The sequence below is a fragment of the Arthrobacter sp. Y3221048 genome (assembly GCF_059092685.1).
In genome coordinates this window covers 274,383-299,326 of sequence record NZ_JBNHHX010000002.1, presented here as the reverse complement: position 1 = coordinate 299,326, position 24,944 = coordinate 274,383, and the positions used below count along the sequence as shown (strand labels likewise).

At 68.3% G+C, this 24,944-nt stretch carries 25 protein-coding genes; 14 read left to right on the top strand and 11 right to left on the bottom strand.

The features are described 5' to 3' along the window. The first annotated feature begins 29 nt into the window (after nt 1–29). From AC5RVS_RS06020 to AC5RVS_RS06000, 5 genes are all read left to right on the top strand, one after another. Nucleotides 30–515 (top strand): 2'-5' RNA ligase family protein, encoded by a 486-nt coding sequence (locus AC5RVS_RS06020; protein ID WP_494107509.1) that lies wholly within the window; start codon nt 30–32, stop codon nt 513–515. Nucleotides 516–600: 85 nt separating this feature from the next. Further along, a complete protein-coding gene (locus tag AC5RVS_RS06015) occupies nt 601–2,151 on the top strand; it encodes a molybdopterin-dependent oxidoreductase (protein WP_494107508.1) in 1,551 nt (516 codons plus the stop codon). Between the two features lie 135 nt (nt 2,152–2,286). Further along, nucleotides 2,287–2,976, top strand: a complete 690-nt coding sequence (locus AC5RVS_RS06010) for a fasciclin domain-containing protein (RefSeq protein WP_493989559.1) — start codon at nt 2,287–2,289, stop codon at nt 2,974–2,976. Nucleotides 2,977–3,142: 166 nt separating this feature from the next. Next, nucleotides 3,143–3,724, top strand: a complete 582-nt coding sequence (gene sigK / locus AC5RVS_RS06005) for an ECF RNA polymerase sigma factor SigK (RefSeq protein WP_493989652.1) — start codon at nt 3,143–3,145, stop codon at nt 3,722–3,724. Beyond that, nucleotides 3,724–4,512: an anti-sigma factor gene (locus tag AC5RVS_RS06000; RefSeq protein WP_494107507.1), complete on the top strand. Its 789-nt coding sequence runs from the start codon at nt 3,724–3,726 to the stop codon at nt 4,510–4,512. The genes sigK and AC5RVS_RS06000 overlap by 1 nt, the downstream gene beginning before the upstream one ends. Nucleotides 4,513–4,688: 176 nt before the next feature. Here AC5RVS_RS06000 and AC5RVS_RS05995 read toward each other — a convergent pair whose 3' ends face one another. Further along, the gene (locus tag AC5RVS_RS05995; RefSeq protein ID WP_494107506.1) at nt 4,689–4,919 is read right to left on the bottom strand and encodes a DUF3073 domain-containing protein; all 231 of its coding nucleotides are present in this window, start codon (nt 4,917–4,919) and stop codon (nt 4,689–4,691) included. A 263-nt stretch (nt 4,920–5,182) separates the two neighbouring features. Here AC5RVS_RS05995 and AC5RVS_RS05990 point away from each other — a divergent pair, with 263 nt between their 5' ends. Next, nucleotides 5,183–6,376 carry a septum formation family protein gene (locus AC5RVS_RS05990; protein WP_494107505.1) on the top strand — a complete coding sequence of 398 codons (1,194 nt, stop codon included), beginning with the start codon at nt 5,183–5,185 and terminating at the stop codon, nt 6,374–6,376. Between the two features lie 80 nt (nt 6,377–6,456). Here the strand turns inward: AC5RVS_RS05990 and clpB are convergent, their stop codons facing one another. Next, entirely contained in the window at nt 6,457–9,081 is a 2,625-nt protein-coding gene (gene clpB, locus AC5RVS_RS05985) for an ATP-dependent chaperone ClpB (RefSeq protein ID WP_494107504.1), read from the bottom strand. 214 nt (nt 9,082–9,295) lie between these two features. Between clpB and AC5RVS_RS05980 the strand changes: the two genes are divergently transcribed. Continuing rightward, nucleotides 9,296–9,832 (top strand): GNAT family N-acetyltransferase, encoded by a 537-nt coding sequence (locus AC5RVS_RS05980; RefSeq protein WP_494107503.1) that lies wholly within the window; start codon nt 9,296–9,298, stop codon nt 9,830–9,832. Between the two features lie 19 nt (nt 9,833–9,851). Then, a complete protein-coding gene (locus AC5RVS_RS05975) occupies nt 9,852–10,409 on the top strand; it encodes a HutD/Ves family protein (protein WP_494107502.1) in 558 nt (185 codons plus the stop codon). A 32-nt stretch (nt 10,410–10,441) separates the two neighbouring features. Here the strand turns inward: AC5RVS_RS05975 and AC5RVS_RS05970 are convergent, their stop codons facing one another. Continuing rightward, nucleotides 10,442–11,008, bottom strand: a complete 567-nt coding sequence (locus tag AC5RVS_RS05970; protein ID WP_493989566.1) for a YceI family protein — start codon at nt 11,006–11,008, stop codon at nt 10,442–10,444. Between the two features lie 229 nt (nt 11,009–11,237). Between AC5RVS_RS05970 and AC5RVS_RS05965 the strand changes: the two genes are divergently transcribed. After that, nucleotides 11,238–11,708, top strand: a complete 471-nt coding sequence (locus AC5RVS_RS05965; protein ID WP_494107501.1) for a pyridoxamine 5'-phosphate oxidase family protein — start codon at nt 11,238–11,240, stop codon at nt 11,706–11,708. 53 nt (nt 11,709–11,761) lie between these two features. Here AC5RVS_RS05965 and AC5RVS_RS05960 read toward each other — a convergent pair whose 3' ends face one another. After that, nucleotides 11,762–12,193 (bottom strand): YccF domain-containing protein, encoded by a 432-nt coding sequence (locus AC5RVS_RS05960; protein ID WP_493989568.1) that lies wholly within the window; start codon nt 12,191–12,193, stop codon nt 11,762–11,764. 226 nt (nt 12,194–12,419) lie between these two features. Then, a complete protein-coding gene (locus tag AC5RVS_RS05955) occupies nt 12,420–14,129 on the bottom strand; it encodes a DEAD/DEAH box helicase (protein ID WP_494107500.1) in 1,710 nt (569 codons plus the stop codon). Nucleotides 14,130–14,366: 237 nt separating this feature from the next. On the opposite strand from AC5RVS_RS05955, the gene trmB reads away from it, so the two are divergent. Beyond that, on the top strand, nt 14,367–15,278 hold the full coding sequence (gene trmB, locus AC5RVS_RS05950; protein WP_493989570.1) for a tRNA (guanosine(46)-N7)-methyltransferase TrmB: 912 nt from the start codon (nt 14,367–14,369) through the stop codon (nt 15,276–15,278). Nucleotides 15,279–15,311: 33 nt separating this feature from the next. Here the strand turns inward: trmB and AC5RVS_RS05945 are convergent, their stop codons facing one another. Both AC5RVS_RS05945 and AC5RVS_RS05940 read right to left on the bottom strand, forming a co-directional pair. Further along, complete coding sequence (locus AC5RVS_RS05945) at nt 15,312–15,971, bottom strand: anti-sigma factor family protein (protein ID WP_493989571.1); 660 nt, start codon at nt 15,969–15,971, stop codon at nt 15,312–15,314. Continuing rightward, a complete protein-coding gene (locus AC5RVS_RS05940; protein ID WP_493989572.1) occupies nt 15,968–16,465 on the bottom strand; it encodes a sigma-70 family RNA polymerase sigma factor in 498 nt (165 codons plus the stop codon). Before AC5RVS_RS05940 ends, AC5RVS_RS05945 begins: the two co-directional genes overlap by 4 nt. A gap of 232 nt (nt 16,466–16,697) precedes the next feature. Between AC5RVS_RS05940 and AC5RVS_RS05935 the strand changes: the two genes are divergently transcribed. Beyond that, nucleotides 16,698–17,258 (top strand): COG4315 family predicted lipoprotein, encoded by a 561-nt coding sequence (locus tag AC5RVS_RS05935; RefSeq protein ID WP_494107499.1) that lies wholly within the window; start codon nt 16,698–16,700, stop codon nt 17,256–17,258. An 82-nt stretch (nt 17,259–17,340) separates the two neighbouring features. On the opposite strand, the gene AC5RVS_RS05930 is transcribed toward AC5RVS_RS05935, so the two are convergent. From AC5RVS_RS05930 to dnaK, 4 genes are all read right to left on the bottom strand, one after another. Beyond that, on the bottom strand, nt 17,341–17,763 hold the full coding sequence (locus tag AC5RVS_RS05930; protein WP_493978112.1) for a heat shock protein transcriptional repressor HspR: 423 nt from the start codon (nt 17,761–17,763) through the stop codon (nt 17,341–17,343). Between the two features lie 69 nt (nt 17,764–17,832). After that, the gene (locus AC5RVS_RS05925; protein ID WP_494107498.1) at nt 17,833–18,804 is read right to left on the bottom strand and encodes a DnaJ C-terminal domain-containing protein; all 972 of its coding nucleotides are present in this window, start codon (nt 18,802–18,804) and stop codon (nt 17,833–17,835) included. A 132-nt stretch (nt 18,805–18,936) separates the two neighbouring features. Further along, nucleotides 18,937–19,602 (bottom strand): nucleotide exchange factor GrpE, encoded by a 666-nt coding sequence (locus tag AC5RVS_RS05920; protein ID WP_494107497.1) that lies wholly within the window; start codon nt 19,600–19,602, stop codon nt 18,937–18,939. Nucleotides 19,603–19,604: 2 nt separating this feature from the next. Further along, nucleotides 19,605–21,479 carry a molecular chaperone DnaK gene (gene dnaK / locus AC5RVS_RS05915; protein ID WP_493989576.1) on the bottom strand — a complete coding sequence of 625 codons (1,875 nt, stop codon included), beginning with the start codon at nt 21,477–21,479 and terminating at the stop codon, nt 19,605–19,607. 346 nt (nt 21,480–21,825) lie between these two features. Between dnaK and AC5RVS_RS05910 the strand changes: the two genes are divergently transcribed. The 3 genes from AC5RVS_RS05910 to AC5RVS_RS05900 are packed head-to-tail and all read left to right on the top strand — an operon-like array spanning nt 21,826 to nt 24,893. Further along, entirely contained in the window at nt 21,826–22,632 is an 807-nt protein-coding gene (locus AC5RVS_RS05910; protein WP_493989577.1) for a class I SAM-dependent methyltransferase, read from the top strand. Nucleotides 22,633–22,659: 27 nt separating this feature from the next. Beyond that, entirely contained in the window at nt 22,660–24,237 is a 1,578-nt protein-coding gene (locus AC5RVS_RS05905) for a phytoene desaturase family protein (protein ID WP_494107496.1), read from the top strand. Between the two features lie 35 nt (nt 24,238–24,272). Continuing rightward, nucleotides 24,273–24,893 carry a LysE family transporter gene (locus AC5RVS_RS05900; RefSeq protein WP_494107495.1) on the top strand — a complete coding sequence of 207 codons (621 nt, stop codon included), beginning with the start codon at nt 24,273–24,275 and terminating at the stop codon, nt 24,891–24,893. Nucleotides 24,894–24,944: the final 51 nt, after the last annotated feature.

Here is a 24,944-nt window from a genome sequence, read left to right as displayed (position 1 = left end):
CCCGCCGGTCCCGGTGGCACACTGGGCGGATGGGTGCGTATGTAGTGGTGGCGTTCGTGAGGCCGGTCAGCGCCGGCTACCTGTTCCCGCGCAGCCAGTGGCCGCTGCACATCACGCTGGCCCGCTTCGATACCCGGGAGCCGGCCGAGGCCGTCGGCGGGCTCGTTGGCCCGGCGCTCTCCGGCTGCCTGGGGTTTGACGTGCGCATCGGCGCCGACGCGTTCTTCGGGCGGGGCGGATCCGTGCCGGTCTCGCTGGTAGAGCCGGAACCACGGCTGCAGTTGCTGCACGACAGCCTGCTCGACGCGTTGGGTGATGAGGTCCACCTGCTGAGTCCGCACCACCTGCGGGAGAACTTCCGCCCGCACGTCAGCCATCAGGCAGAAGGCCGCCTCCACGCCGGCGACACAGTCCACGTTGGCCAGGCGGCCCTGGTGGACATGCGCCCCGATGGAGATCCGAAGAACCGGAGGGTCGTCGCCGTTTGGGACGGACACGCTAGGCCGGCGGCCTGACACCGAGTCGGAGCAAACGCAGGATGGATCAGGGCGGTTGCGGCGCCGGACCAATACGCGCCGGCCCCGGCTCCGAATACGAGGTGTGAAGACTCTCAAACTGTTGCCCCGATCCATCCCGGCGGCCACCGCGGGAATCGTTGCCGCCAGCATCCTGCTGGGCACCGCACAGCTGGTGGGCACGTGGTTCCGCCCCGCTGCTTCTCCCTTGGTCGCCGTGGGAGCAGCGTTTATCGATTTCACGCCAACGTGGCTAAAGAATTTCGCTGTGGACACCTTTGGCACGGCTGACAAGACCGTCCTGATCGTGGCGATGGCTACCGTGATGGCCGTCCTGGCCGCCGCGGTCGGGCTGCTCGCCCGGCGCCGCTGGCGGGACGGCGCCGCCGCCGTGCTGCTGCTGGGCGGCGTGATCTCGCTGGCAGTGATCACCCGTTCGGGCGCCGAACTCCCCGATCTGCTGCCGACGGCGGCAGGAACCGTGGCCGGGCTGGCCGCGCTCCGACTGCTGGTGCACCGGCTTTCACCGCAATCCTCCGTGACTGGTCCGGGTAGCGGACTGCCGCCCTCCCGGCGCTCCTTCTTTGCCGCCGCCGCCGTCCTCAGCGTGGGCGCTGCCGTCATGGCAGCCGGCGGCGCGGCGCTCAAGGGAGTGCGCGGGGGCGTCCAGGAGATCCGCCGTGCCTTGCGCCTGCCGGCCCCTGCGCTCCCCGCGGAAGCCCTGCCGCCGGGAGTGCAGGCACCGGTGCAGGGCGTCGTCCCCTTCGTGACGCCGAACGCTGATTTCTATCGGATCGACACCGCGCTGGCGGTACCGGAAGTGGACCCGGCGGCCTGGCAGCTGCGGGTCCATGGCATGGTGGAAGAGGAGTTCACCCTGTCCTTCGCCGAACTGCTGGCCTCCCGCCTCGTCGAATCGCGGGTGACGTTGACCTGCGTCTCCAACGCGGTGGGCGGCGAGCTGGCCGGCAACGCCACGTGGCTCGGCTACCCCCTGGCTCAGCTACTGGACCGGGCACGTCCGCTGCCCGGCGCCGATATGGTGCTCTCGACCAGCGCCGATGGCTTCAGCGCCTCCACTCCGCTGGAAGCGCTGACGGACGGCCGCGATGCCCTGCTGGCCGTCGGCATGAACGGCGAGCCGCTGCCTTTGGAGCACGGTTTTCCGGTGCGCATGGTGGTCCCGGGTCTCTACGGTTTCGTGTCGGCCACCAAATGGGTTGTGGATCTGGAGGTCACCCGGTTCCAGGACAAGACCGCCTACTGGACGGACCGCGGGTGGTCCGAGCGCGCGCCGATCAAGACGGCGTCACGGATCGAGGCACCGCGGCCGTTCGCCCGTGTGCCGGCCGGCAAGGTGGCAGTGGGCGGAACGGCCTGGGCCCAACAGCGGGGCATTGACCGCGTTGAAATCCAGGTGGATGACGGACCCTGGCGGAAGGCCGTCCTCGCCGCCGAAGCCACCGTCGACACGTGGCGTCAGTGGTCCTTTAACTGGGAGGCGGTGTCCGGCCAGCATTACCTGCGGGTGCGTGCCTACGATTCCGCCGAGGGGCTGCAGACCCCGGAACGGGCAGACCCCATCCCGAACGGCGCCTCCGGCTGGCATTCCATCTCCGTCACCGTCGAGCCCTGAGCCCTGCCCTGCCGAAAACTTTTCCTCAATATCCAATCCGGCCCCGGTCCCGTTCCGAATACTTGACGACAGCCCGGAGGGTTTCACCGCCGGGACAGGGCGGCAGCTGCCGCCGACCCGGTAAGGAGAAAAGCGATGTTGAAGAACACCAACAGGACGTTTGCAGCACTGGGACTCGTAGCGGTTGCAGGCTTGGGACTGGCCGCCTGCGGCGGTTCCGGTGAGACGGATGCTCCCGGCGCCGCCAGCGAAGAGACCAACGGCCCCGACTCCATGACAACCGAGTCGATGGCGCCGGAGGATTCCGGCACCGACACGGGAGACCCGATGGCGAACCTGGTCGGACCCGGCTGCGCCGACTACGCAGCACAGGTTCCCGACGGCGCCGGCTCGGTGGAAGGAATGGCCGCCGATCCCGTCGCAGTCGCCGCCTCCAACAATCCAATCCTGACCCAACTCACGGCTGCCGTCTCCGGCAAGCTTAATCCCGACGTGGATCTGGTGGACACGCTGAACAGCGGTGAATTCACCGTCTTCGCGCCGGTGGACGCCGCCTTCGAGGAGATTCCCGCCGAAACGGTGGACACGCTCAAGGCGGATGCGGACATGTTGACCAGCATCCTGACCTACCACGTGGTGGAAGGCCAGTTGGCGCCGGAAGACATCGCCGGCGAGCACGCCACCGTGCAGGGCGGTTCCTTGGAGGTGACCGGCAGCGGCGATGAACTGATGGTCAACGACGCCATGGTGGTTTGCGGCGGCGTACAGACCGCGAACGCCACCGTCTACTTGATCGACTCGGTGCTGATGCCGCCGGCCAAGTAGGCCGATGCCCTCCCCTTAGGGGAGTGATGGGGAAGGTACGACGGCGGCCCGAAGCCGCCGTCGTACCTTGGCCAGGCAACAGCAGGCGGCTGCAGCAGGGCATAATCTGCCGAAACCAGGAGTCAGGAGGTGCACCGTGGCGGGCGGACGTGAGAACCTTGACCCCATGCGATTGCCATGGCTGCGGTCGGTGGAGTCGGCCGGACCAGCGACGGAGGAGGAACTCATCCGCCGCGTGGCACTGGGCGATGAAGCCGCTTTCGAGGCACTCTACGATGCCGTGGCGCCCACGATCTTCGGCCTGGTGCGGCGCGTGGTCCGCGACCCCGCCCAAAGCGAGGAGGTTGCCCAGGAAGTCTTCGTGGAGGTCTGGCAGCAGGCCGGACGATTCGATGCCGATCGGGGCAAGGCCCTCTCGTGGATATTGGTGATCGCACACCGGCGGGCCGTGGATCGGGTCCGCTCCAGCCAGGCCAGCGCAGACCGGGACCTGCGGCAAGGGGTCAAGGAATACCAGGCGAGCTACGATGACGTCGCCAGTACGGTGGAACTTCGGCTCGAGTCTGAACGTGTAGCCAAGGCGCTTGATGCGCTGACGGACAACCAGCGCGAAGCCATCAAGCTGGCTTACTACGGCGGCCATACGCACCGGGAGGTGGCCACCATGCTGCATATTCCGGTGGGAACAGTGAAGACGCGGATCCGGGACGGAATGATCCGCTTACGGGACAAGTTGGGAGTGGCGTGATGGACGAGCAGTTGCATCTGTTGACCGGCGCGTACGCCCTCAACGCCTTGGACGACGACGAGCGCGCGGCCTTCGAACGCCACGCGCTGTTCAACGAGGACAGCCGCGAGGAGGTGCGCGGCCTCAGCGAGACCGCGGCCCTGCTGGCCTACGGCACTCCGGCCGTGGCCCCACCGCCGGAGCTCAAGGACAAGGTCATGTCCTCCATCCGGAACACCCGGCAGCTGCCGGTAAATGAGGTCGTGACGGACCTCGGTGACCGACGGAAGGCCGGGGAAACCGGCGCCGGCCGCGAAAAGGCTGCGCCCGGGAGTACGACGGCGGTGCTCTGGCTGGGCGCAGCGGCGGGCATCCTGCTGGTCACCGCGGCTGCCCTGGGCGGCTGGGCCGTGGGCCTGGCGAATGACCAGGCACGGACCGAGCAGCACCTGCAGGCTCTCGCCGACCAGCAGGCTGAAGTCCTGTCCGTCCTGATGGCCCGGGATGCAAAGGTGATACCGGGCCGCTTGCCGGATGGTGCGGTGGTCAACATCGCGGTCTCGGCCCAGAGCGGCAAAGCAGCGGTGATCACCGAAGGCCTGCCTGCGCTGGCGGAGGACCGCACCTACGAACTGTGGCTGATTTCCGCCGAGGGGGCCATACCTGCAGGTCTTATCCAAGCCACGGGGCAAACCAGCATGAACATGCTGGAGGACATTTCAGGCGCGACCCACGTGGGCCTCACGGTAGAACCAGCCGGGGGCTCGCCCCAGCCGACCACCGATCCCATCCTGCTGCAGGAACTCTAAGGCCTGTCACCGCCAGGGTGGAAGGCTTGTCCGCCGCGCGGGCATGAGCGTGTTCCCCGTCATGGTGGAAGCATGACGGGGCGGCTTGCCATGCCGCTGTGCGGTCAACAAGGATCGGCGCACGGGACGTGCTGCAGGCGGAAGACTCCCGTTCGGGAGGAAATGACCGAAGCCGGCTAACCTACGCTGCGGCTGCCGCGACCTTCGTCGTCGTCGTATTGATCTGCGTACTTGTCCTCGTAGTCCGAGTAGTCCGGCTCATATGGCTCCTCGGAAAACGTGTCGGAGTTATGGCGTTTCGCAGCGCCGAGTTCGCGCTGGAGAGCAGTCAGGTCAGTGGCCGGGCTGAAATACTTCATGTCCCGGGCCTGCCTGGTTGCTTTTGCCTTCTGACGGCCGCGCCCCATGGCGTGACCCCCTTTGTACGTCGATCCGGAAGTGGTCGCACGACTAGCGCACGAGGCCCCGGAATAATTGATCAATTCTGTCGTACCTATAGGGTACATGGTTTTCCCGACCGCTCGTGGCAGGCGAACAGTGGCCGCGAGGCGGCCTCCCGGTCGCCGATACGACGAAATCGTGCGGCGACGCGCGATTGTTGGCTAAAGTCATCGTGGACCGGTTCTCCCCTCCCGCCGGAGGACAACACGCACGGAAGGCAAGTTTCCCCATGAGCGAACAGGACAAACGGCCTGACGACGACGGGAGGCCCCCGCTGGAGCGCCCCGAGGACCTCGAGGTATCCGATCCCAGCCTGCGCGTCAGCGCCGACGAGGTAGAGCTGGCCGAGCCGACACTGGGCCCGGCCCGCATCAGTGAGGATGCCGCGGCCGAGGCCGACCTGGCCAAGGCTGCCGCCGAAGCCGAAGAGGTGGAGAAGGAAGCCGACGCCGCCGGCCAACTGGTGGGCGGCACCCGCGAGGACCCTGCCATCAAGGCCCGCGGCACCGCGCCTGCGGGAGCACCCGCGGGCGATCACGTCCCGGCGGACAGTGCAGCAGCCGGCGACCGAGACGCGGCTTGCGGTGCGCCGGCCACCCCTGTCACCGGCCCGGCGGACACCTCGCAGCCCGACACCTCCTCGACCCCTGCCCACGACGCCGGCGCACCGAAAACCTCGGAGCCAGCGGCGCCTCGGACCCCTGCCCATGGGGCCGCCGCCGGAGCGGGGGCACCGGCGTCGCCGGCTCCAGCTGTCCCGCCGTCGGATTGGGACTCCGCGCGGCCCGGCACCGACGGCTCCGCGCCGGAGAAGAAGTGGTATACCACCGCGGCCAACGGCCTGCGCCGCAACGGCGCCGGTGGCGACGACGCCGGCGATCCCGCCGCGGGCCCGGCGCGGAAAATGGACTGGAAGCCGCTGGTCATCATCGGCGCGGTCGTCATCGTGGCCATCGTGATTATCGCCATGATCGTTTCCAGCCTGACCAGCGGCTCGCCCGCCGGCGGGGCGGCCAGTCCCGCGTCGTCGCAAACCGCCGCACAGACGCCCAACGGGGACGGCGTCGTGGCGGAGAACGTCTCGCCGTTCGATTTCCAGCAGGGCCAATGCTTCACCGAATTCGAAGCCGTGATGCGAGAAGCGACGGTCGTCACCTGCGACACGCCGCATACGGCGCAGCTGGTCGGCACCTTCTCCTACGGGGACGACGAAGAGTTCCCGGGCGCCGACGAACTGAACATCAAGGCGCAGGAGGTCTGCACCGCCGTCGCCCTGAACGACTCCGCGGCGGACCAGCCGGATCTCAAGGACTCCTACGGCATGCCTTCGAAGGAGACGTGGGCGCAGGGCGACCGCAGGATCGACTGCTTCAAGATCGCCGAGGAGGGCCAGGACATCACCGGATCGCTCGTCGACCAGTGACCCGGGGATGAAATAGTCCGGCGGCCGCCGCTGTGCGGGGCCGCCGGACTTCCTTTGGGGGACTCGGCCGAGGCTCGGGGTCAGCTGCCCCGGACCGCGCCAACCTTCGACTGGACGGTGAGGCCGCCGGCCCCGCCGTCGACGTCGATCTCCGGTACATCCACCAGCACGGTGTCGCCGTCGCTGATCGCGCCCGCGAGCAGGCCGCGGGCCAGCTTGTCGCCGATCTCGCGCTGGACCAGCCGCCGCAGCGGCCGGGCCCCGTAGGCGGGATCGAAGCCGGTCAGGGCCAGCCATTCGCGGGCCGCGTCCGTGACCTCGAGGGTCAACCGGCGTTCGGCCAGCCGCGCAGCCAGCGACGCCACCTGCAGATCCACGATGCGGGACAGTTCTTCGATGCTCAGCGGGTCGAAGACGATCACGTCATCCAGCCGGTTGAGGAACTCCGGTTTGAAGCTGGCGTTCACCACGTTCAGCACTGCTTCGCGCTTCTTGTCCGCGTCCATCGTCTGGTCCACGAGGAACTGCGAGCCGAGGTTGGAGGTCAGCACCAGGATCACATTGCGGAAGTCCACGGTGCGGCCCTGCCCGTCGGTGAGGCGTCCGTCGTCGAGCACCTGCAGGAGGATGTCGAAGGCCTCGGGATGGGCCTTTTCCACCTCGTCCAGCAGCACCACGGAGTACGGGCGGCGGCGGACGGCCTCGGTCAGCTGCCCGCCTTCTTCGTAGCCCACGTAGCCCGGAGGGGCACCGACCAGGCGCGAAACGGAATGCTTTTCCGAATACTCGCTCATGTCGATCCGGACCATGGCCCGTTCGTCGTCGAACAGGAAGTCCGCCAGCGCCTTGGCGAGCTCGGTCTTGCCCACGCCGGTGGGGCCCAGGAAGAGGAACGAGCCGGTGGGCCGGTCCGGGTCGCTGATGCCCGCCCGGGCGCGCCGTACCGCGTCGGAGACCGAGGCAACGGCTTTGGACTGGCCGACCAGCCGCGAGCCGATGAACTCCTCCATCTGCAGCAGCTTCTGGCTTTCGCCCTGCAGCATGCGGCCGGCGGGGATGCCGGTCCACGCGGAGATGACCTCGGCAATGTCGTCGGCGGTCACCTCTTCGGAAACCATCTGGTCCCGGCCGGCGCCGCCCTGCTCCTCGGCTGCCTGTGCCTGGGCCAGCTCCTTTTCCAGCGTCGGGATCTCCCCGTAGAGGATCCGGGAGGCCTCGGCCAGGTCGCCCTCGCGCTGGGACTTGTCCGCCTGCGAGCGCAGCTCGTCCAGCTTGGCCTTCAGGTCGCCCACCTTGTTCAGCCCGGCCTTCTCCGCCTCCCACCGGGTGTTCAGGGCCGCCAGCTGCTCCTTCTTGTCTGCCATGTCCGCCCGCAGCGCCTCGAGCCGTTCCCGGGAGGCTGCGTCCGTCTCGTTGGCCAGCGCCAGTTCTTCCATGGTGAGGCGGTCGACGGCGCGGCGCAGCTGGTCGATCTCCTCGGGCGCCGAATCGATCTCCATCCGCAGCCGGGAGGCGGCCTCGTCCACCAGGTCGATGGCCTTGTCCGGCAGCTGCCGGCCGGAGATGTAGCGGTTGGACAGCGTGGCGGCGGCCACCAGGGCAGAGTCCCCGATCGACACCTTGTGGTGCGCTTCGTAGCGCTCCTTGAGTCCGCGCAGGATGCCGATGGTGTCCTCGACGCTCGGCTCCCCCACATAAACCTGCTGAAAGCGCCGTTCCAGCGCCGGATCCTTTTCGATGTTCTCGCGGTACTCGTCCAGCGTGGTGGCGCCAATCAGCCGCAACTCGCCGCGGGCCAGCATCGGCTTGAGCATGTTGCCGGCATCCATCGACCCTTCGGAGGCGCCCGCGCCGACGACGGTATGCAGCTCGTCGATGAAGGTGACGATCTGCCCGTCCGAGTTCTTGATCTCTTCCAGCACGGCCTTCAGCCGTTCCTCGAACTCGCCCCGGTACTTGGCGCCGGCAACCATGGCCGCGAGGTCCAGCGACATCAGCGTCTTGCCGCGCAGCGATTCGGGCACATCGCCGGCCACCATCCGCTGGGCCAGGCCCTCCACGACGGCGGTCTTGCCGACCCCGGGTTCGCCGATCAGCACGGGGTTGTTCTTGGTGCGGCGCGAGAGCACCTGTACCACGCGGCGGATTTCCGCGTCCCGGCCGATCACCGGATCCAGCTTCCCGGCACGCGCGATGGCGGTCAGGTCGGTGCCGAACTTCTCCAGCGCCTGGAACGTGTTCTCCGGATCGGCGCTGGTGACCTTCCGGTCGCCGCGCACGCCCGGCAGGGCAGCGAGGAGCGCCTCATGGGAGGCGCCGGCGTCGCGCAAAATCTTTCCGACGGCGGCGCTGTCCGCCGCGAGGCCCAGCAGCAGAAATTCGGTGGACACATAGGTATCCCCCCACTTCTCCGACTCCTGCCGAGCGATCTGGACCGCCTTGAGGAGTCCCCGGGAGTACTGCGCCTGCGCCACGGAGGAGCCCGATGACGCCGGCAGCGCCTTGATCGCGGTGCTCGCCTGGACACTCACCGAGTCCGGATCGGCCCCGGCGGACTTCAGCACGGCAACGGCCACGCCGTCGCGCTGGTCCATCAGGGCCTTGAGCAGGTGGGCGGGCTCGATCTGCGGATTGCCCGCCGTCGAGGCGTTCATGGCCGCAGCGGACAGCGCTTCCTGGCTCTTGGTGGTGAATTTAGCGTCCAATTCTTGTCTCCGTTCGCTCCGGAATGGTTCTGGCCAGCCCCTCAGTGCTGGCCTGAAAACTAAGTTGAGTCTACCTCACTCAAGTTTGGAAGTAAAGTTATCCACAGGTTGCGGAGCCTGCTTGCCCACGAACCATCTTGTCGCTCCGGCGGCCTGCCCGGAAGGGCGTCCGGCGAATAGGCTGTATCGGGGACGTGCGGGAAGCAGGACGGAGGTGGCCACGACGGAAACCATGCTGGAGACCGCCCGGTTGCTACTGAACCAGCCGACGCCGGAGGACATCAGCGCCATGTTCCGGATCCTCTCCGACCGGCGCACCACGCGGTTCAATCCTTCCGACGCGCTGATCTGGAACGAGGAGGCCGAGGGCCTTTTCCAGCGTTGGGAAGCGCAGTGGGAGGACCACGGGGTTGGCTACTTCGCCGTCCGCCTGCCCGGCCGCGAAGACCCCATCGGCTTTGCCGGGGTCAAGCACGTGGCGCTGTACGGCCGCCCGGTGCTCAGTCTCTACTACCGTTTCGACCCCGCCTTGTGGCACCGCGGTTACGGGCGCGAGGCGGTGGCCGCCGTCGTCGCCCATGTCAACGAGTTCTTGGAACTGCCGCCGATCCTGGCGCTGGTCCATCCGGCCAACACCGCGTCGCTGCGCATCGTCCAGTCGCTGGGCTTCGAACGGAACGCGGCCGCGGCGGTCAGCGGCGCGGACGGTTACCAGGACGCTTATGTGTTGAACTGGGACCGGCAGCTTTAACATCCGGTCAAGGAGTCCCATGGAGATCATTCGCGCAGCCGCGCTGAAGGAACAGCGGTGGCGGAACGGCGGCGGCGTGACCAGGGATCTGGCGGCCGGTGACGTCGGCCCGGACGGGTTCCCCGGCTGGCGGTTGAGCCTGGCCGACATCACGTCGGACGGCAGCTTCTCCGAATACCCGGGCGTGGACCGGATATTCACCGTCGTGGACGGCGACGTCGCCTTCCTGACCGTAGACGGCAGCCAGCACCGGATGGAACGCTACCGCCCCTTCCGCTTCGACGGCGGGAGCAGCACGGACTGCAGCCTGCCCACGGGACCGTGCCGCGCGCTGAACGTCATGACCCGCCGCGGGGCCTGGGGCGCCGGCCTGCTGATCGTCGAGCTGTCCAAGAAACAGCCGCTGCAGCTGGCCGACGGACAGTTCCTGGTGCTGCTGCAGGGCCAGGCACAGGCGACGGCGGACGGCACGGCCCGGCCACTGGATACCTACGACACCGTGGTCGGCTCAGGGACTGCCGAGGTCAGCGGGCGCGGTTTCGCGGCACTGGTGTCGGTCTACCAGGCCGGGAACTGAGTGCGGGCGGATTATCCGATCGCGCCGGTTGCTTACTGCGCGGCTGTGTCCTCGACCTTGACGGCTGAGACCTCGAACTCCAGCATCACGCGGTCCGAGACCAGCATGCCGCCCGAGTCCAGTGCCGTGTTCCATTTGACGCCGAACTCCTGCCGGTCGATGCGCCGGGAGCCTTCAAAGCCGGCCCGGAGCTGCCCGCCCGGGTCCCGCTCCACGCCGATGAAGTCAATCGGAACCGCTACCTGCTTGGTGATGCCCCGGATGGTCAGGTCGCCGTTCACAATGAAGTTTGCGCTTTCCACCTGGTCGATGCGGGTGCTGACGAATGTGATCTCCGGGTAGTTCGGCGCATCGAAGAAGTCGTTGGTGCGCAGATGCTCGTCGCGTTGCGGGCTGCGGGTATCGATGCTGGCAACCTTGATCGTGACCTTGACCGACGAATTCGCCGGGTTGTCCACGTCGGCCTGGATGATGCCTTCCACGTCGTTGAACGCACCCCGGACTTTGGTCACCATGGCATGGCGGGTGGAAAATCCAATCCGCGTATGCGCCGGATCGAACCGCCACTCGCCGGATAGATCAGGAGATAGTTCGGACATGGCAGCGCTCCTCCTCTGGCACAGGCACTGCCCTCCCCAAAAGCCAGATGGATGCGCCTGGCCGTCCCCTTCAGCCGCGTGCGGCTCGTGTGGTAATTGCAACACATAATGGGACGCATTGCACCACATCGGCGCGTGTATTTCGGGCCGCTGCAGCGGCCCGCAGCGGCGCGTGGCGGGCGCGATGCGCACCCTATCCCCGCCGCTGCGGCATCAATAGACTGAAACCATGACCGCCGCGAACGAGCTGCCTTCATCGACGACACAGCTGCCTGTGGCCGATTGCTGGAAATTGTTCCGCAGCGCCGACTTCGGCCGGCTCGGGGTCGTCGTCGATTCCCACCCGGAGATCTTTCCGGTCAATTACGTCGTGGACAACGGCAGCATCGTGTTCCGCTCCGCCCCGGGCACCAAGCTCGATGCCGCCCTTGCCGGCGAAGTGGTTCTGGAGGTGGACGGCTTTGATCCGACCACGGGCGTCGCCTGGAGCGCAGTGGCGCGCGGCAGCGCCGAGCGGATGGACACCATTGAGGAAGTCCTGGAATCGGCCATGCTGCCGCTGTTCCCGTGGCAGTCGGGCGAAAAGAACAACTTCGTCCGCATCGTTCCCACGGTGGTCACCGGACGGCGTTTTGTGGTGCCGGCTTCAGCCCGCCGCATTCCGGGGCTCAGTGACAGCCGCCGCCTGCAGATCGAGTAGCCCGCCCTGGGACCGCCGGCCAACAAGCTCGGCCGGTCAACATCCTCGGCCGGTCAGCGCCACGTAACGGCGCCCGGCTGATAGCCGGGAACATACCCCGGGAACGCGCGGTCGGTGGACACGATCTCCTTGCCCAGCGGCGTCAGCGACACCGGAATCATCTTGAGGTTCGCGATCGCCAGCGGAATACCGATGATGGTGATTGCCTGCGCCACGGCGGTCAGCACATGCCCGATCGCGATCCAGATGCCGGCGACCAGCAACCAGATGATGTTCCCCACGGTGGACATGAAGTAGGTGCGCCCGCCGCGGTCCACCACCATGCGGCCGAACGGCCACAACGCGTAGCCCGCGATCCGGAACGAGGCGATGCCAAAGGGGATCGTCACGATCAGCAGGCAGCAGACGATGCCGGCCAGGAAGTAGCCCAGCGCCAGCCAGATGCCGCCGAACAGGAGCCAGATAACGTTCAGAAGTGCCTTCATCCCACCATTCTGGCCAGTGAGGCGGTCGGCCGCCATACGGGATCCCCCTGAGTGTCCCCCTGTTTGTCGTTTGGACGGAAACCGTGGACCTCGCGACCGGGGGGGGGGGGGAAGGATCGCGGCAGCAGCACTACGGGACCTCGCCCTCTCCGGACGCAAAAAGGCCGCAGGGCGGCCCCTTCCGTACGGAGGGGGCCGCCCTGCGGCGTTCGGCTGTGCGCCCGGCTTAGCTTGTCCGGCGCTTTTCCTGCGAAGCCGGTGCAGTGGCGCGGCGCGGGCCACGGCGGGCCGGACGCTCGGCCGCCGGAGTCTCCGACCGGAAGACCGGCCGGGTGCCGGCCGCGGAGCGCTGCGGACCGCCGGCGGTGCGCTGTGCGCCGCCCGCTCGGGCCGGGCCGCCGGAACGTGCCGGCCCCGAGCCGCGGCCGCCTGCTGCGGTGCCCGACTGGCCGCGGCGTCCGGCGGACTCCGAACCTGCGGCGCTGCGGTGGCTGCCGTGGCTGCGGGCGGCAACGTCCCGGCCGGCCTGGCCGCGGTTTTCGCCGCGGGCCGGCTGGCGCTGGCCGTTCTCCGGGCCGCCGGCGCGGGCGGCGCCGGAGGCCTGGCGGGCCTCACCGGAACGGGCTTCACCGGAACGGGTCCGTCCGCCGCGGCCGCCGGACCGCATGGCCCGCTTGCGCTGGGCGTTGGCGCCGGTCGAGGTGCCGCCGCCGCGCTGGGGCAGGTTCGCTGCCTGCTGCTGGGCCCGCAACTGCGGATCCACGGGGGCGGCCACCTCACCCACCAGGTTCGCCAGCAGCTCAGAGGAAGCCGTGACGCTTTCGAAGGCTACGTCCACACCGGCGGCCTTCATCAGCTTGCCGACTTCCAGCCGCTGTTCCGGCAGCGCCAGGGTCACGACGGTACCGTCGGAACCGGCGCGGGCGGTACGGCCGGAACGGTGCAGATACGCCTTGTGCTCGGTGGGCGGATCCACGTGGATCACCAGTTCCACGTCGTCCACGTGCACGCCGCGGGCGGCCACGTCCGTGGCGACCAGCACGCGCACATTTCCGGAGGAGAACTCTGCGAGGTTGCGGTCGCGGGCGTTCTGCGACAGGTTGCCGTGCAGGTCCACCGCCGGGATGCCGGCGTCGGTGAGGGCCTTGGCCAGCTTGCGGGCGTGGTGCTTGGTGCGCGTGAACAGCACGCGGCGCCCGGCACCGGCGGCCAGCCGGTTGAGCACCTGCTTCTTTTCGGAGGCATCGCGGGTCACCAGCACGTGGTGTTCCATGGTGGTGACCGCGGCCTGCGGGTCGTCCACAGAGTGGGTCAGGGGGCTGGACAGGTAACGCTGCACGAGCTTGTCCACGCCGTTGTCCAAGGTCGCGGAGAACAGCATGCGCTGGCCGCCGGCCGGCGTGGTGTCCAGCAGCTTCTTCACCACGGGCAGGAAGCCCAAGTCGGCCATGTGGTCGGCCTCGTCGAGGACGGTGATTTCCACCGATTCCAGCGTGATGATCTTCTGCTTCATCAGGTCTTCGAGCCGGCCCGGGCAGGCAATCACAATGTCGACGCCGGCGCGCAGCGCCTTTTCCTGGCGTTGCTGCGACACGCCGCCGTAGATCACCGTGGTGTTCAGGCCCAGCTCGGTCGCCAGGGGCTCAATGGTGTTGTTGAGCTGGGTGGCCAGTTCGCGGGTCGGCGCCAAGACCAGGCCCAGCGGGCGTCCGGGTTTGCGGAAATGGGCGGCTTCGCGCTCGGCGAGCCTGGCCACCAGCGGCAGCGCGAACGCCAGCGTCTTGCCGGAGCCGGTGCGGCCGCGGCCCAGCACGTCCCGGCCTGCCAGCGTATCGGGCAGGGTCTCGGTCTGGATGGGGAACGGAGCTTCAATGCCATCGGCAGCGAGTTTCGAAGCAAGGGACTTGGGCACGCCAAGGGCAACAAAAGTAGTCATAAGAAAGTGCGAATGTCTTCCGGTCAGTGTCCCCGCGGCAGGTTAGCCCAGGGTCGCCGAAGAAAAATCAGACAGTGCCAACCGCCCGGATCTGTCCGGTCACGTCGTTAGACGGATAGCGGCGGTGCAATTGAAAGCGTTCATCGACGCAGGGAAACGCGTCAAACTGCGCCTCCGAGTGGTACCAGTCTAACAGCACGTCCGGGCCGCCCGCGCACGGGCGATACGCTGGTGGGGATGACCAGCGACTCCCCCACCCCTGATTTTTCCGTGAACGACGACGGTGCGCGCCTCACGCAGCCCACCCACCTCGCCCGTCCGGTCAGCTTTGTGCGCCGCGGCTCACGGCTGCAGGGCCGCCGCCAGCAGGCCTGGGACGAATACGGCCCGAAGTTCGCCGTGGACCTCCCGCGACACGGCGGCGACACCACCGTGGACCCCAACTATGTCTTTGATGCGGCGGCAGCTTACGGACGCGAGGCACCCCTGGTCGTGGAGATCGGCTCCGGCCTGGGCGAGGCCGTCTGCCATGCCGCGGAGCAGCACCCGGAGTGGAACTTCCTGGCCCTGGAGGTCTACCGGCCGGGGCTGGCGCAGACCCTGCTGCGGATCGGACAGCACGGCCTGTCCAACGTGCGTGTGGCGCAGGTCAACGCCCCGGACGCCCTCGCGACCATGCTGCCCGAGTCCTCGGTGGCCGAACTCTGGGTGTTCTTTCCCGACCCGTGGCACAAGACCCGCCACCACAAACGCCGGCTGGTGCAGGAGAGCTTCGCGGGCCTTGCCGCCCGCGTCCTGCAGCCGGGCGGGATCTGGCGGCTGGCCACCGACTGGTCCGACTACGCGATCCAGATGCGCCGCGTCGCGGATGCCTCGCCGGACTTCCGCAACCTGCATGCCGGCGAGCGCACCGGCAAGGACAGCCCGTTGACCCAGGTCTGGGAAAGCGGCGTGGAAGGCGTGGTGGGCGGCGCCCCGGTGCGTGAAGGCAAGATCCCGGTCAGTACCGGCAATGCCAGCACCGGTGAAGGCATGGACGAGCACGGCGGCTGGGCACCCCGCTTCGACGGCCGCACCATGACCAGCTTCGAGCAGAAGGCCCACGACGCAGGCCGGATGATCTTCGACCTCGCCTACCGCCGGAACTGATCCGCAGGGACCGGGTTTTCGGGCCTGCTCTGCTCAGTCCGTGGCCACGGCCGCCAGCGTTGCGTCCGCCCCGTTGCGCAGTTCCACCTGGACGATCTCGTCGGTGTCCATGGCGCAGGCTGCGGTGAGCGTGGCGCGGCCCGCCGGCGTCGCCTGCCAGGAGGCCACCTGGTAGGTGTAGCCGGTGTCTCCGGTCACCCACAGCGTGAGCAGGCCGTCCCGGGGCAGCTGCTCCCCCGCTACCTGCATCTCGGTGCCCCAGGCCTTGTGTACCAGCGCCAGCTCCAGTTGCAGGCCGCCGTCGGCAGTCATCACATAACTCTCGGTCGGCTGCTGCTGCTGCTGCTGGGTCAGCAACGGTCCGATGGCCGCCCCGGCGACCAGGCAGACGCCCGCCACGGCCGCCACCAACCCGGCCCACCGCCGTCGTTCCTTCCGCCGCCGGTTGGCCAGTTCATCCACCAGTTCCCGGGTGCGTTCCTCGACTTCATGCTGCGACGGCGCCGCCAGCTCCAACGCTGCGTCGCGCGGCAGCGCGTCCAGCAGGTCGGGCAGCGATTCCAGTTCGGCGGCTTCCCTGCGGCACGCCGCGCAGGAGGCCAGGTGTTCTTCGAAGCCCGCCCGTTCGCGGCGGTCCAGCCCACCCAGGATGTAAAGGCCGAGCAGTTGGTGCTGTTCCTCGTTGGTGTTCACGGCTGCCCCACCCCCATCTCGTCCAGTACGGCCCGCAGGGCCTTGGCCGCGTAGAACGCCCGCGACTTCACCGTGCCCAGCGGAATGCCCAGCGACCGGGCGGCTTCGGACGAGGTGAGCCGCTGGTAGTGCAGGGCGAGGATGATGTTGCGGTGGTCGGGGCTGATCCGTGCCAGGGCTTCCTCCACGACCACACGGAGCAGGAGCCGCTCCACCTGGTCTTCTTCGATGGCCGGCTCGTCCTCGCCCAGTCCGGTCTCGCCCGGCCGCCGGGTGCGGCGCCGGTAGCCGTCGATAATGACGTGCCGGGCGGTTTGGTACAGGTAGCCGCGCATGTTGTCGGTGTCCGGGCCGCGCTTCCACACCCGCAGGATCGTCTCCTGCACCACGTCCTCTACCTGGTCCGCGTCGGAGGTCGCGGCGCGCACGAACCGTCGCAGCGCCGTGGCATGGTCGCGGTAGAGGCGGGCCACGGCCTCGTCGTCCAATGCCACGGCCGCCTCCTCCCTGCCGGCGCCCCTGCCGCCTCACCGGCGGTCGGAACGTCCCCGCGCGGCTTTCTACCGGGTACGACGACGGCGGCGGCGTTCCGGTTCATCCAGCCCACGGGATTTCCTCGCCCAACGTTGAACCATTGTGGGCGCGGCCGGCGTCTTTGCCAATAGCGGGCCGCGCCCCGCGGCACCACGCTCCGGGCAGCGCCCGGGAGACGGCAAAGGAAGCCCCATGAAAATCACACAGACAGCAGCGACAGCCCTGCTGGGCGCTGCCATGCTGGGCCTCGCCGGTTGCGGAGGCGGTTCGGGTACGGAAACGCCCGCCGGCCCGGAGGCACCGCCGGCAGCCGGGACGCCGACGGCCGGCACCCCCGGAATGACCACGCCGGCGGCGCCGGAGACAGACGGCGGGCAGACCGGCGGCGCACAGGCACCCGGAGCTGCCTCCACCTTGACCACGGCCGATTCCGACCTGGGCGAAATCGTGGTGGACGGCGAAGGCATGACTGTTTACTACTTCACCAAGGACGTCCCGGACTCCGGCGAAAGCGCCTGCACGGGCGACTGCCTGGCCGCGTGGCCACCCGTACTGGCCGAGGAAGAGCCGGAACTCGACGGTGTCACCGCCGAGGTGGGCCTCATCGACACCCCCGACGGGCAGCAGCAGGTGACCCTCAACGGCATGCCCATCTACTACTGGGCCCAAGACAAGGCCCCGGGAGACACCACCGGCCAGGGCGTTAACGACGTCTGGTACGTGGTCGCCCCGGACGGCGACATGATCAAGTAGCTCAACGCCGCCATCCTGCCCGCAGCCGCCTGCTTGGGACCGGCAGCTGCGGGCGTTCGATCACGGGCGCCGGCCGAACGGATCAGCGCTGCGGACGCCAGACCATCAGCGCCTGGCTGCGCGGACGCGGCCGCTGGCCGCGGGCCAACGTCACCACGTCCCCGGCCAGGCCTGCGGCGAACACCCGGCTGGAGTCGGTGCCCCGGCGCTGCCTGGCCATCAGCTCCTCGGAGAGGTCCCGGACCTGGGCCTTGAGGGCGGCGACCTCGTTTTCCAGCTGGAGGATGCGCTTGATCCCTTCCAGCGAGACGCCTTCCTGGGAGAGCCGCTGAACCTCGCGCAGGGTGTTCACGTCCTTCTGCGAATAGCGGCGCTGCCTGCCCCGCTGGCGCGACGGAGAGACCAGGCCGAGACGGTCATACTGGCGCAGGGTCTGCGGGTGCATGTCCGCCAGTTCGGCCGCAACCGAAATCACGAAGATCGGCGCATTCATATCGATGCTCATGGTGCTCTCCCTCCTGCGCTTCGCGCGTTTCCCGTCCGGCCTGTCCCGGCCGGTTGCAACTTCCGCCCGCTACAACCTGGCCTTGGCGGCAAGATTCCCGCGCGGGTCGGACCCGGCAGTCGCCGCCGCGAAGGCGTTGACTGCTTCTTGGGCCTCTTTCCCAAGGTTCTGCGGGACCACCACGTCGATGGTCACGAGCAAATCGCCGGTGTTCTTCGAGGTCTTCACCCCGCGTCCCTTCACGCGGAGCGTCCGGCCGGAGGGTGTTCCTGCCGGCACCTTGACCTTGACGAGTTCACCGGTCAGGGTCGGCACGTCGATCTGCGCGCCCAGCGCGGCCTCCGGGAACGTGACCGGGACGTGGATCCGGATGTTGTCGCCGTCGCGCTGGAAAAACGGGTGGGGCTTGACGTTAACGGTCACCATCAGGTCTCCCGCGCCGGCGGGGCCGGGCTGGCCCTTGCCGCGGACGCGGACCTTCTGGCCGTCTTTGATCCCGGCCGGGATCCGCACGTCGATCACCTCGCCGCTGGGCTCGCGCAACCCGATGGTGGTTCCATTAATGGAACCGGCGAAGGAAATGCTGGTGGTCGCGGTGCGGTCTGCTCCCCTGCGCGGCGGCTGCTGCTGCTGCGGGAAACCGCCGAACCCGCCGAACAGATCGGCGAACTCCGGCGGCACGGTGCCCCCGGAGCCGGCGCGGGTGCGGGTACTTTGGCCGAACAGGTTGCCGAAGATGTCCTCGAAGCCGCCCGCGCCCGGCCCGCCGGCGCTGCCGGGTCCCCCGGCGCTGAAGCGCGCACCGCTGCCCATGGCGCGGATCGCGTCGTACTGCTCGCGCTCCCCCGGGTCCGAGAGGACCGAGTAGGCCTCGGAGATGTCCTTGAACTTCTTTTCCGAACCTTCATCCCCCCGGTTGGTATCCGGATGGTGGGTCCGCGCGAGCTTGCGGTACGCCTTCTTGATGTCCGCATCGGATGCGTCCTTGGAGACACCGAGGATCTTGTAGAAGTCCTTCTCGACCCAGTCCTGGCTAGCCATGCAGGCGCCTCCTTTCAGTTGTCACAAAGTCTATGGGTACTGACGCCCGGACGATGACGGGTTGGCCTCCGGCGGTCCGGAGGCCAACCCGTCATCATCTGCGGCTGGGCGCCGGGGCGCCCCCTGCCGGTGTCATTCCGCCGGTACGGCTACCACTACCTGGGCCGCGCGCAGCACGCGGTCGCCGGCCTTGTAGCCCAGGCGCAGGACCTGGCTGACGGTGTCCATTTCCACCTCGGCGTCGGGCTGCTGCATCAAGGCCTCGTGGATGTTCGGGTCGAATTCGACGCCGGTCTCCTCGATGCGGGCCAGGCCGTAGGTCTTGAGCACGCCGTCCAGCTTGGCGGCAATGGCCGCGAACGGTCCGTCCGCGAGATCGCCGTGCTGGCGGGCCGCGTCGATGTCGTCCAGGACGGGCAGCAGCGAGTTCAGCACACCGATGACGGCCATCTCGCCGGCCACGGCGCGGTCGCGTTCCACCCGCTTGCGGTAGTTCACGTACTCCGCCTGCAGCCGGAGCAGATCGTTCTTCAGTTCCTCGGCTTCCTGCGACGTGGCCCCCTGGGCAACAGATTCCCCCGCCGGGACCTCGGCCCCGTTCAGGATCTGCTCCGCCTGTGCCAGCGCGTCGGCGTCGGCGCCCGGGCCGGCCGCGGAGGTTCCTCCAGCGGCCTGCCCGGCGTTCCCGGTGGCTCCAGCGGCGCCGCGGACCTGTCCGGTTTCCGGATCGATCTTGCGGTTGTCGCGGAAGTTCACCGGCTCTGCTTGGCGTTCTTCTTCGTTACCCTTTTCGGCCATGGTTACTTCTTCTCGTCTTCGTCGACCACTTCGGCGTCCACGATGTCCTCGTCGGCCGCGCCGGAGCCGGCCTCGGAGGAACCGTCACCGGCGGCTGCACCGTCACCGGCCGCGCCGGAGGCCTGCGCCTGCGAGTAGATGGCCTCGCCCAGCTTGGTCTGGGATGCCTGCAGCTTCTCGAACGCGGCCTTGACCTCGTCGTCGTTGTCCTGCTTTTCCAGTGCGGATTTCAGGGCGTCGACGTCGGCCTTAACCTCGGTCTTGACCTCTTCGGGCAGCTTGTCGTCGTTGTCGGCGAGCAGCTTGTCCACGGAGTAGGCCAGCTGCTCGGCCGAGTTGCGGACGTCGGCGGCCTCGCGGCGCTTCTTGTCCTCGGCGGCGTGCTCTTCGGCCTCCCGCACCATGCGGTCGATGTCGTCCTTGGACAGCGCGGTGCCGCCGGTGATGGTCATCGACTGCTCGGCGCCGGTGCCCTTGTCCTTGGCGGACACGTGCACGATGCCGTTGGCGTCGATGTCGAAGGTGACCTCGACCTGCGGCACGCCGCGCGGCGCCGGCGCGATGCCGGTCAGCTCGAAGGTGCCCAGCGGCTTGTTGTCGCGGGTGAACTCGCGCTCGCCCTGGAAGACCTGGATGGCCACCGACGGCTGGTTGTCATCGGCGGTGGTGAAGGTCTCGGACCGCTTGGTCGGGATCGCGGTGTTGCGCTCGATCAGCTTGGTCATCACGCCGCCCTTGGTCTCAATGCCCAGCGACAGCGGGGTGACGTCGATCAGCAGCACGTCCTTGCGCTCGCCCTTCAGGACGCCGGCCTGCAGGGCAGCGCCCACGGCCACGACCTCGTCCGGGTTCACGCCCTTGTTCGGCTCCTTGCCGCCGGCCATTTCCTTGACCAGTTCGACGACGGCGGGCATGCGGGTGGAACCGCCGACCAGCACGATGTGGTCGATGTCGGAGACCTTGATGCCGGCTTCCGTGATGACGTCGTGGAACGGCTTCTTGGTGCGCTCGAGCAGGTCCGCGGTCAGTTCCTGGAACTTGGCCCGGCTCAGGTGCTCGTCCAGGTGCACCGGTCCCTCCGGCGTGACGGAGAGGTACTGCAGGGAGATGTTGGTGGAGGAAGCCGAGGACAGTTCCTTCTTGGCCTGCTCGGCCGCTTCCTTCAGCCGCTGCAGGGCGATCTTGTCCTTGGACAGGTCGGCGCCCTTGGACTTGGCCTGCTTCAGCAGGAAGTCGACCACCCGCTGGTCCCAGTCGTCGCCGCCCAGGCGGTTGTCGCCGGAGGTGGCGCGGACCTGGATGGTGGAAAATTCGTCCTCGTCCTTGCCGACTTCCAGCAGGGACACGTCGAAGGTGCCGCCGCCGAGGTCGAAGACCAGGATCAGTTCGTCTTCCTTGCCCTTGTCCAGGCCGTAGGCCAGGGCGGCTGCGGTCGGCTCGTTGACGATGCGCAGCACGTTCAGGCCAGCAATTTCGCCGGCTTCCTTGGTGGACTGGCGCTCGGCGTCGTTGAAGTAGGCCGGAACGGTGATGACCGCGTCGGTGACCTTCTCGCCCAGGTAGGACTCGGCGTCGTGCTTGAGTTTCTGCAGGATGCGGGCGGAGATTTCCTGCGCGGTGTAGTTCTTCCCGTCGATCTCGGTCTTCCAGTCGGTGCCCATGTGGCGCTTGACCGAGGCGATGGTGCGCTCGATGTTGTTGACGGCCTGGCGCTTGGCGATCTCGCCGACCAGCACCTCGCCGGACTTGGAGAACGCGACGACGGACGGCGTGGTGCGGCCACCCTCGGCGTTGGCGATGACGGTGGGTTCGCCACCCTCCAGAACAGAAACAACGGAGTTGGTGGTTCCGAGGTCGATACCTACTGCACGAGACATACGCGTGTCCTTCCTTTGCGGCCGCTTTCGCGGCCTTGATTACTGTGGCGGCCCGACACCCGGGCGCACCCGGGCGGCGCCGCATGAGCGGCAGCCGATGTGAGCCTTCTGCACTCAAGTTTACCCGCGCCTTCCGCTTTGTCAATCAAGTTGAGCGAACCGGACTCAAGTTTTGCCCGACTGGTTCCCTGGGCCCGCGGCGGGGCGGCAGCGGCGGGCGGAGATTTTGCCGGACATCATCGCCGCCACCGAAGCCGCCTGTTCCGAGGTCACCGCGGCCGACAAATAGCGCAACATTCCGGCACGGCAGCTACGTGGCCGCGGGGGCGCGGAGTAGTCTCCCACTATGAAGGACGAGGTCTACTCCCACGGACACCACAAGAGCGTGGTCAAAGCCCATGCGATCCGGACCGCCGAGGACTGCGCGGCGTACCTGCTGCCGGAGCTCAAGCCCGGGATGATGCTGCTGGACGTGGGCTGCGGCCCGGGCAGCATCACCGTGGATCTGGCAGAACGGGTGGCCCCGGGACAGGTGACCGGATTGGACCGGTCCGACGACGTCCTGACCCAGGCGGCCGAACTCGCCGCCCTGCGCGGGATCGAGAACGCCACCTTCGTGGCCGGCAACATCTACGACCTCGAGTTCGACGACGACACCTTCGACGTGGTGCACGCCCACCAGGTCCTCCAGCACCTGACCGACCCGGTCGCCGCGCTCTACGAGATGCGGCGTGTGGTCAAGCCCGGCGGCATCGTGGCCGTCCGGGACGCCGACTTCCACGGCATGAGCTGGTACCCGGAACTACCCGAACTCGACGACTGGATGGACACCTACCAGCAGCTCGCCCGCGGCAACCGTGCGGAACCGGATGCCGGCCGGCGCCTCATCTCCTGGGCGCAGGCGGCAGGCTTCCACGACATCACTCCGTCGTCGTCCAACTGGCTGTACGCCACCGAGGAGCAGCGCCGCTGGCAGGGCGACGTGTGGTCCGAACGGGTCCTGCACTCCGGCTACGCCGAACAGTCGCTGGAGCGGGGGCTGATCGACCGGGCCGGGCTGGAACGGATTGCCCGCGGCTGGCTGACGTGGGCAGCTGCCCCGGATGCGTGGTTCCTGATTCCCAACGGGGAGATCCTGGCCCGCAAACCCTGATCCCGCCGGCGGGACGGAAGGACTGAGATGCCCGGGCACTACGACGTGATCATCGCCGGCGGCGGCCACAACGGCCTGGTGGCGGCCGCCTACCTTGCGCGCGCCGGGCGGCGCGTGCTCGTGCTCGAACGCGAAGACCAGGTCGGCGGAGCCGCGGTTTCGGCGGAAGTCTTTCCCGGCACCGGCGCCCGCATCTCGCGCTATTCGTACCTGGTCAGCCTGCTGCCGCGGCGCATCATCGAGGATCTGCAGCTGGACCTGCGGCTGCTGCGCCGGCGCTTCTCGTCCTACACACCCCTGCCCGGGGCCGCGACAGGCCTGCTGGTGGACAACCAGGACCCGGACGCCACCCGCTCGTCCTTCGCCGCGGTGGGCGCGGCAACCGATTTCGAGCCCTTCATCGGGTTCTATCAGCGCACCAACCGGCTGGCCCGGGCACTCTGGCCCTCGGTCACCGAACCGCTGCTGCGCCGCTCCGAGGTGCGCAGCCGGGTCGGCGACGACGAGGCCTGGCACGACTTCATCGACCGGCCGATCGGCGAGGTGGTTGAGCGCAGTTTCGGCTCGGACCTGGTCCGCGGGGTGGTGCTCACCGACGCCCTGATCAGCACCTTTGCCGGCGCCCACGACGCCTCCCTGCCGCAAAACAAATGCTTCCTCTACCACGTGATCGGCGGCGGTACCGGTGACTGGGACGTGCCCGAAGGCGGCATGGGGGCAGTCACCGCGGCGCTGGAAAAGGCGGCCCGCAGCGCCGGCGCCGAGCTGCGGACCCGGGCGCCGGTCACCTCCGTTTCCCCCGAGGGAGAGGTGAGGTACGACGACGGCGGGGCGGGCGGCGTCGTCGTCTCGGCGGAACGGGTGCTCGCCAACGTCTCCCCCGCCGTGCTCAACGGGCTGCTGGCCGCCGGCGGCGCCGGCCCGGCCACCCGGCCGGAGGCGGCGCCGGAAGGCGCGCAGGCGAAGGTGAACCTGCTGCTGTCCCGGCTGCCGAAGCTGCGGGAGGGCTCGGTGGCGCCGGAGGCGGCCTTCGGCGGCACCTTCCATGTCAACGAGTTGTACTCACAGCTGGAAATGGCCGCTGCCGCAGCGGCCGCGGGCCGGGTGCCGGACCCGCTGCCCGCCGAGATCTACTGCCACTCCCTGACCGACCCGTCCATCCTCTCGCCGGAACTGCAGGCGGCCGGCGCCCACACACTCACCGTGTTCACGCTGCAGACCCCGCACCGGCTGATCACCGAGGAGAACAACGACGCGATGCGGCAGCGGCTGCAGGACGCGGTGCTGGCCTCCCTCAATTCCGTGCTCGCCGAACCGATCGAGGACTGCATCCTGCGCGATCAACGCGGCGAGCCGTGCATCGAAACCAAGACCACCCAGGACCTGCAGCAGGCGTTGAACATGACCGGCGGCAGCATCTTCCACGGCCCCCTGGACTGGCCGTTCGCCGAAGACGACGAACCGCTCGACACGCCGGCGCGGCGCTGGGGCGTGGCCACGGCGCACGAGCGGATCCTGCTGTGCGGGGCCGGTGCGCGGCGCGGCGGCGGAGTCAGCGGCCTGGGCGGCCACAACGCGGCCATGGCCGTGCTCGAGGCCCGCTGACCGAAACCGGCCGGGCCGCGCCGTAGGATCATCTGGTGCAAATCTCGTTATGGCTGGCGCTGCTCGGCGCCACCGTGGTAATCAGCTTCACCCCCGGCGCCGGTGCCATCAACACCATGAGCAACTCGCTCAATGCCGGCTTCCGCCGCTCCATCTGGGGAATCCTGGGCCAGCAGGCCGCCCTGGTCGTCCACGTGGTGATCGTGGCGCTGGGCCTGGGTTTGCTGGTCTCCAATTCGCCGATGCTGTTCGCCGCCATCAAGTACGCGGGTGCGGCGTACCTGATCTACCTGGGCCTGCGCCAGTTCTTTGCCAAGCCGACGGGCGGCGCGGAAATCGAAGAGTCGCGCCGCAACGAGCCCGGCTTCTCCATGTTCCGGCGCGGCCTCTGGGTCAACCTGCTCAACCCGAAGGCGATCGTCTTCTTCCTGGCGTTCATGCCCGGCTTCATCCGGCTGGACCAGCCCCAGCTGCCGCAATACTTGATCCTGATCGCCACCGTGGTGGTGGTGGACATCCTGGTGATGTGGTTCTTCTTCGCCGCCGCGGCCCGGTCCTTCCGGCGCTTCACCCGGACCGTGCGCGGGCTGATGTTGATGAACCGGGTCTTCGGCACGTTGTTCATCGCCGTCGGCCTCATGCTGGCGTTCCTGTAGCCGGGTTCTCATAGACTCAAGGACATGTACCGCATCATCGCCGCCAGCGCC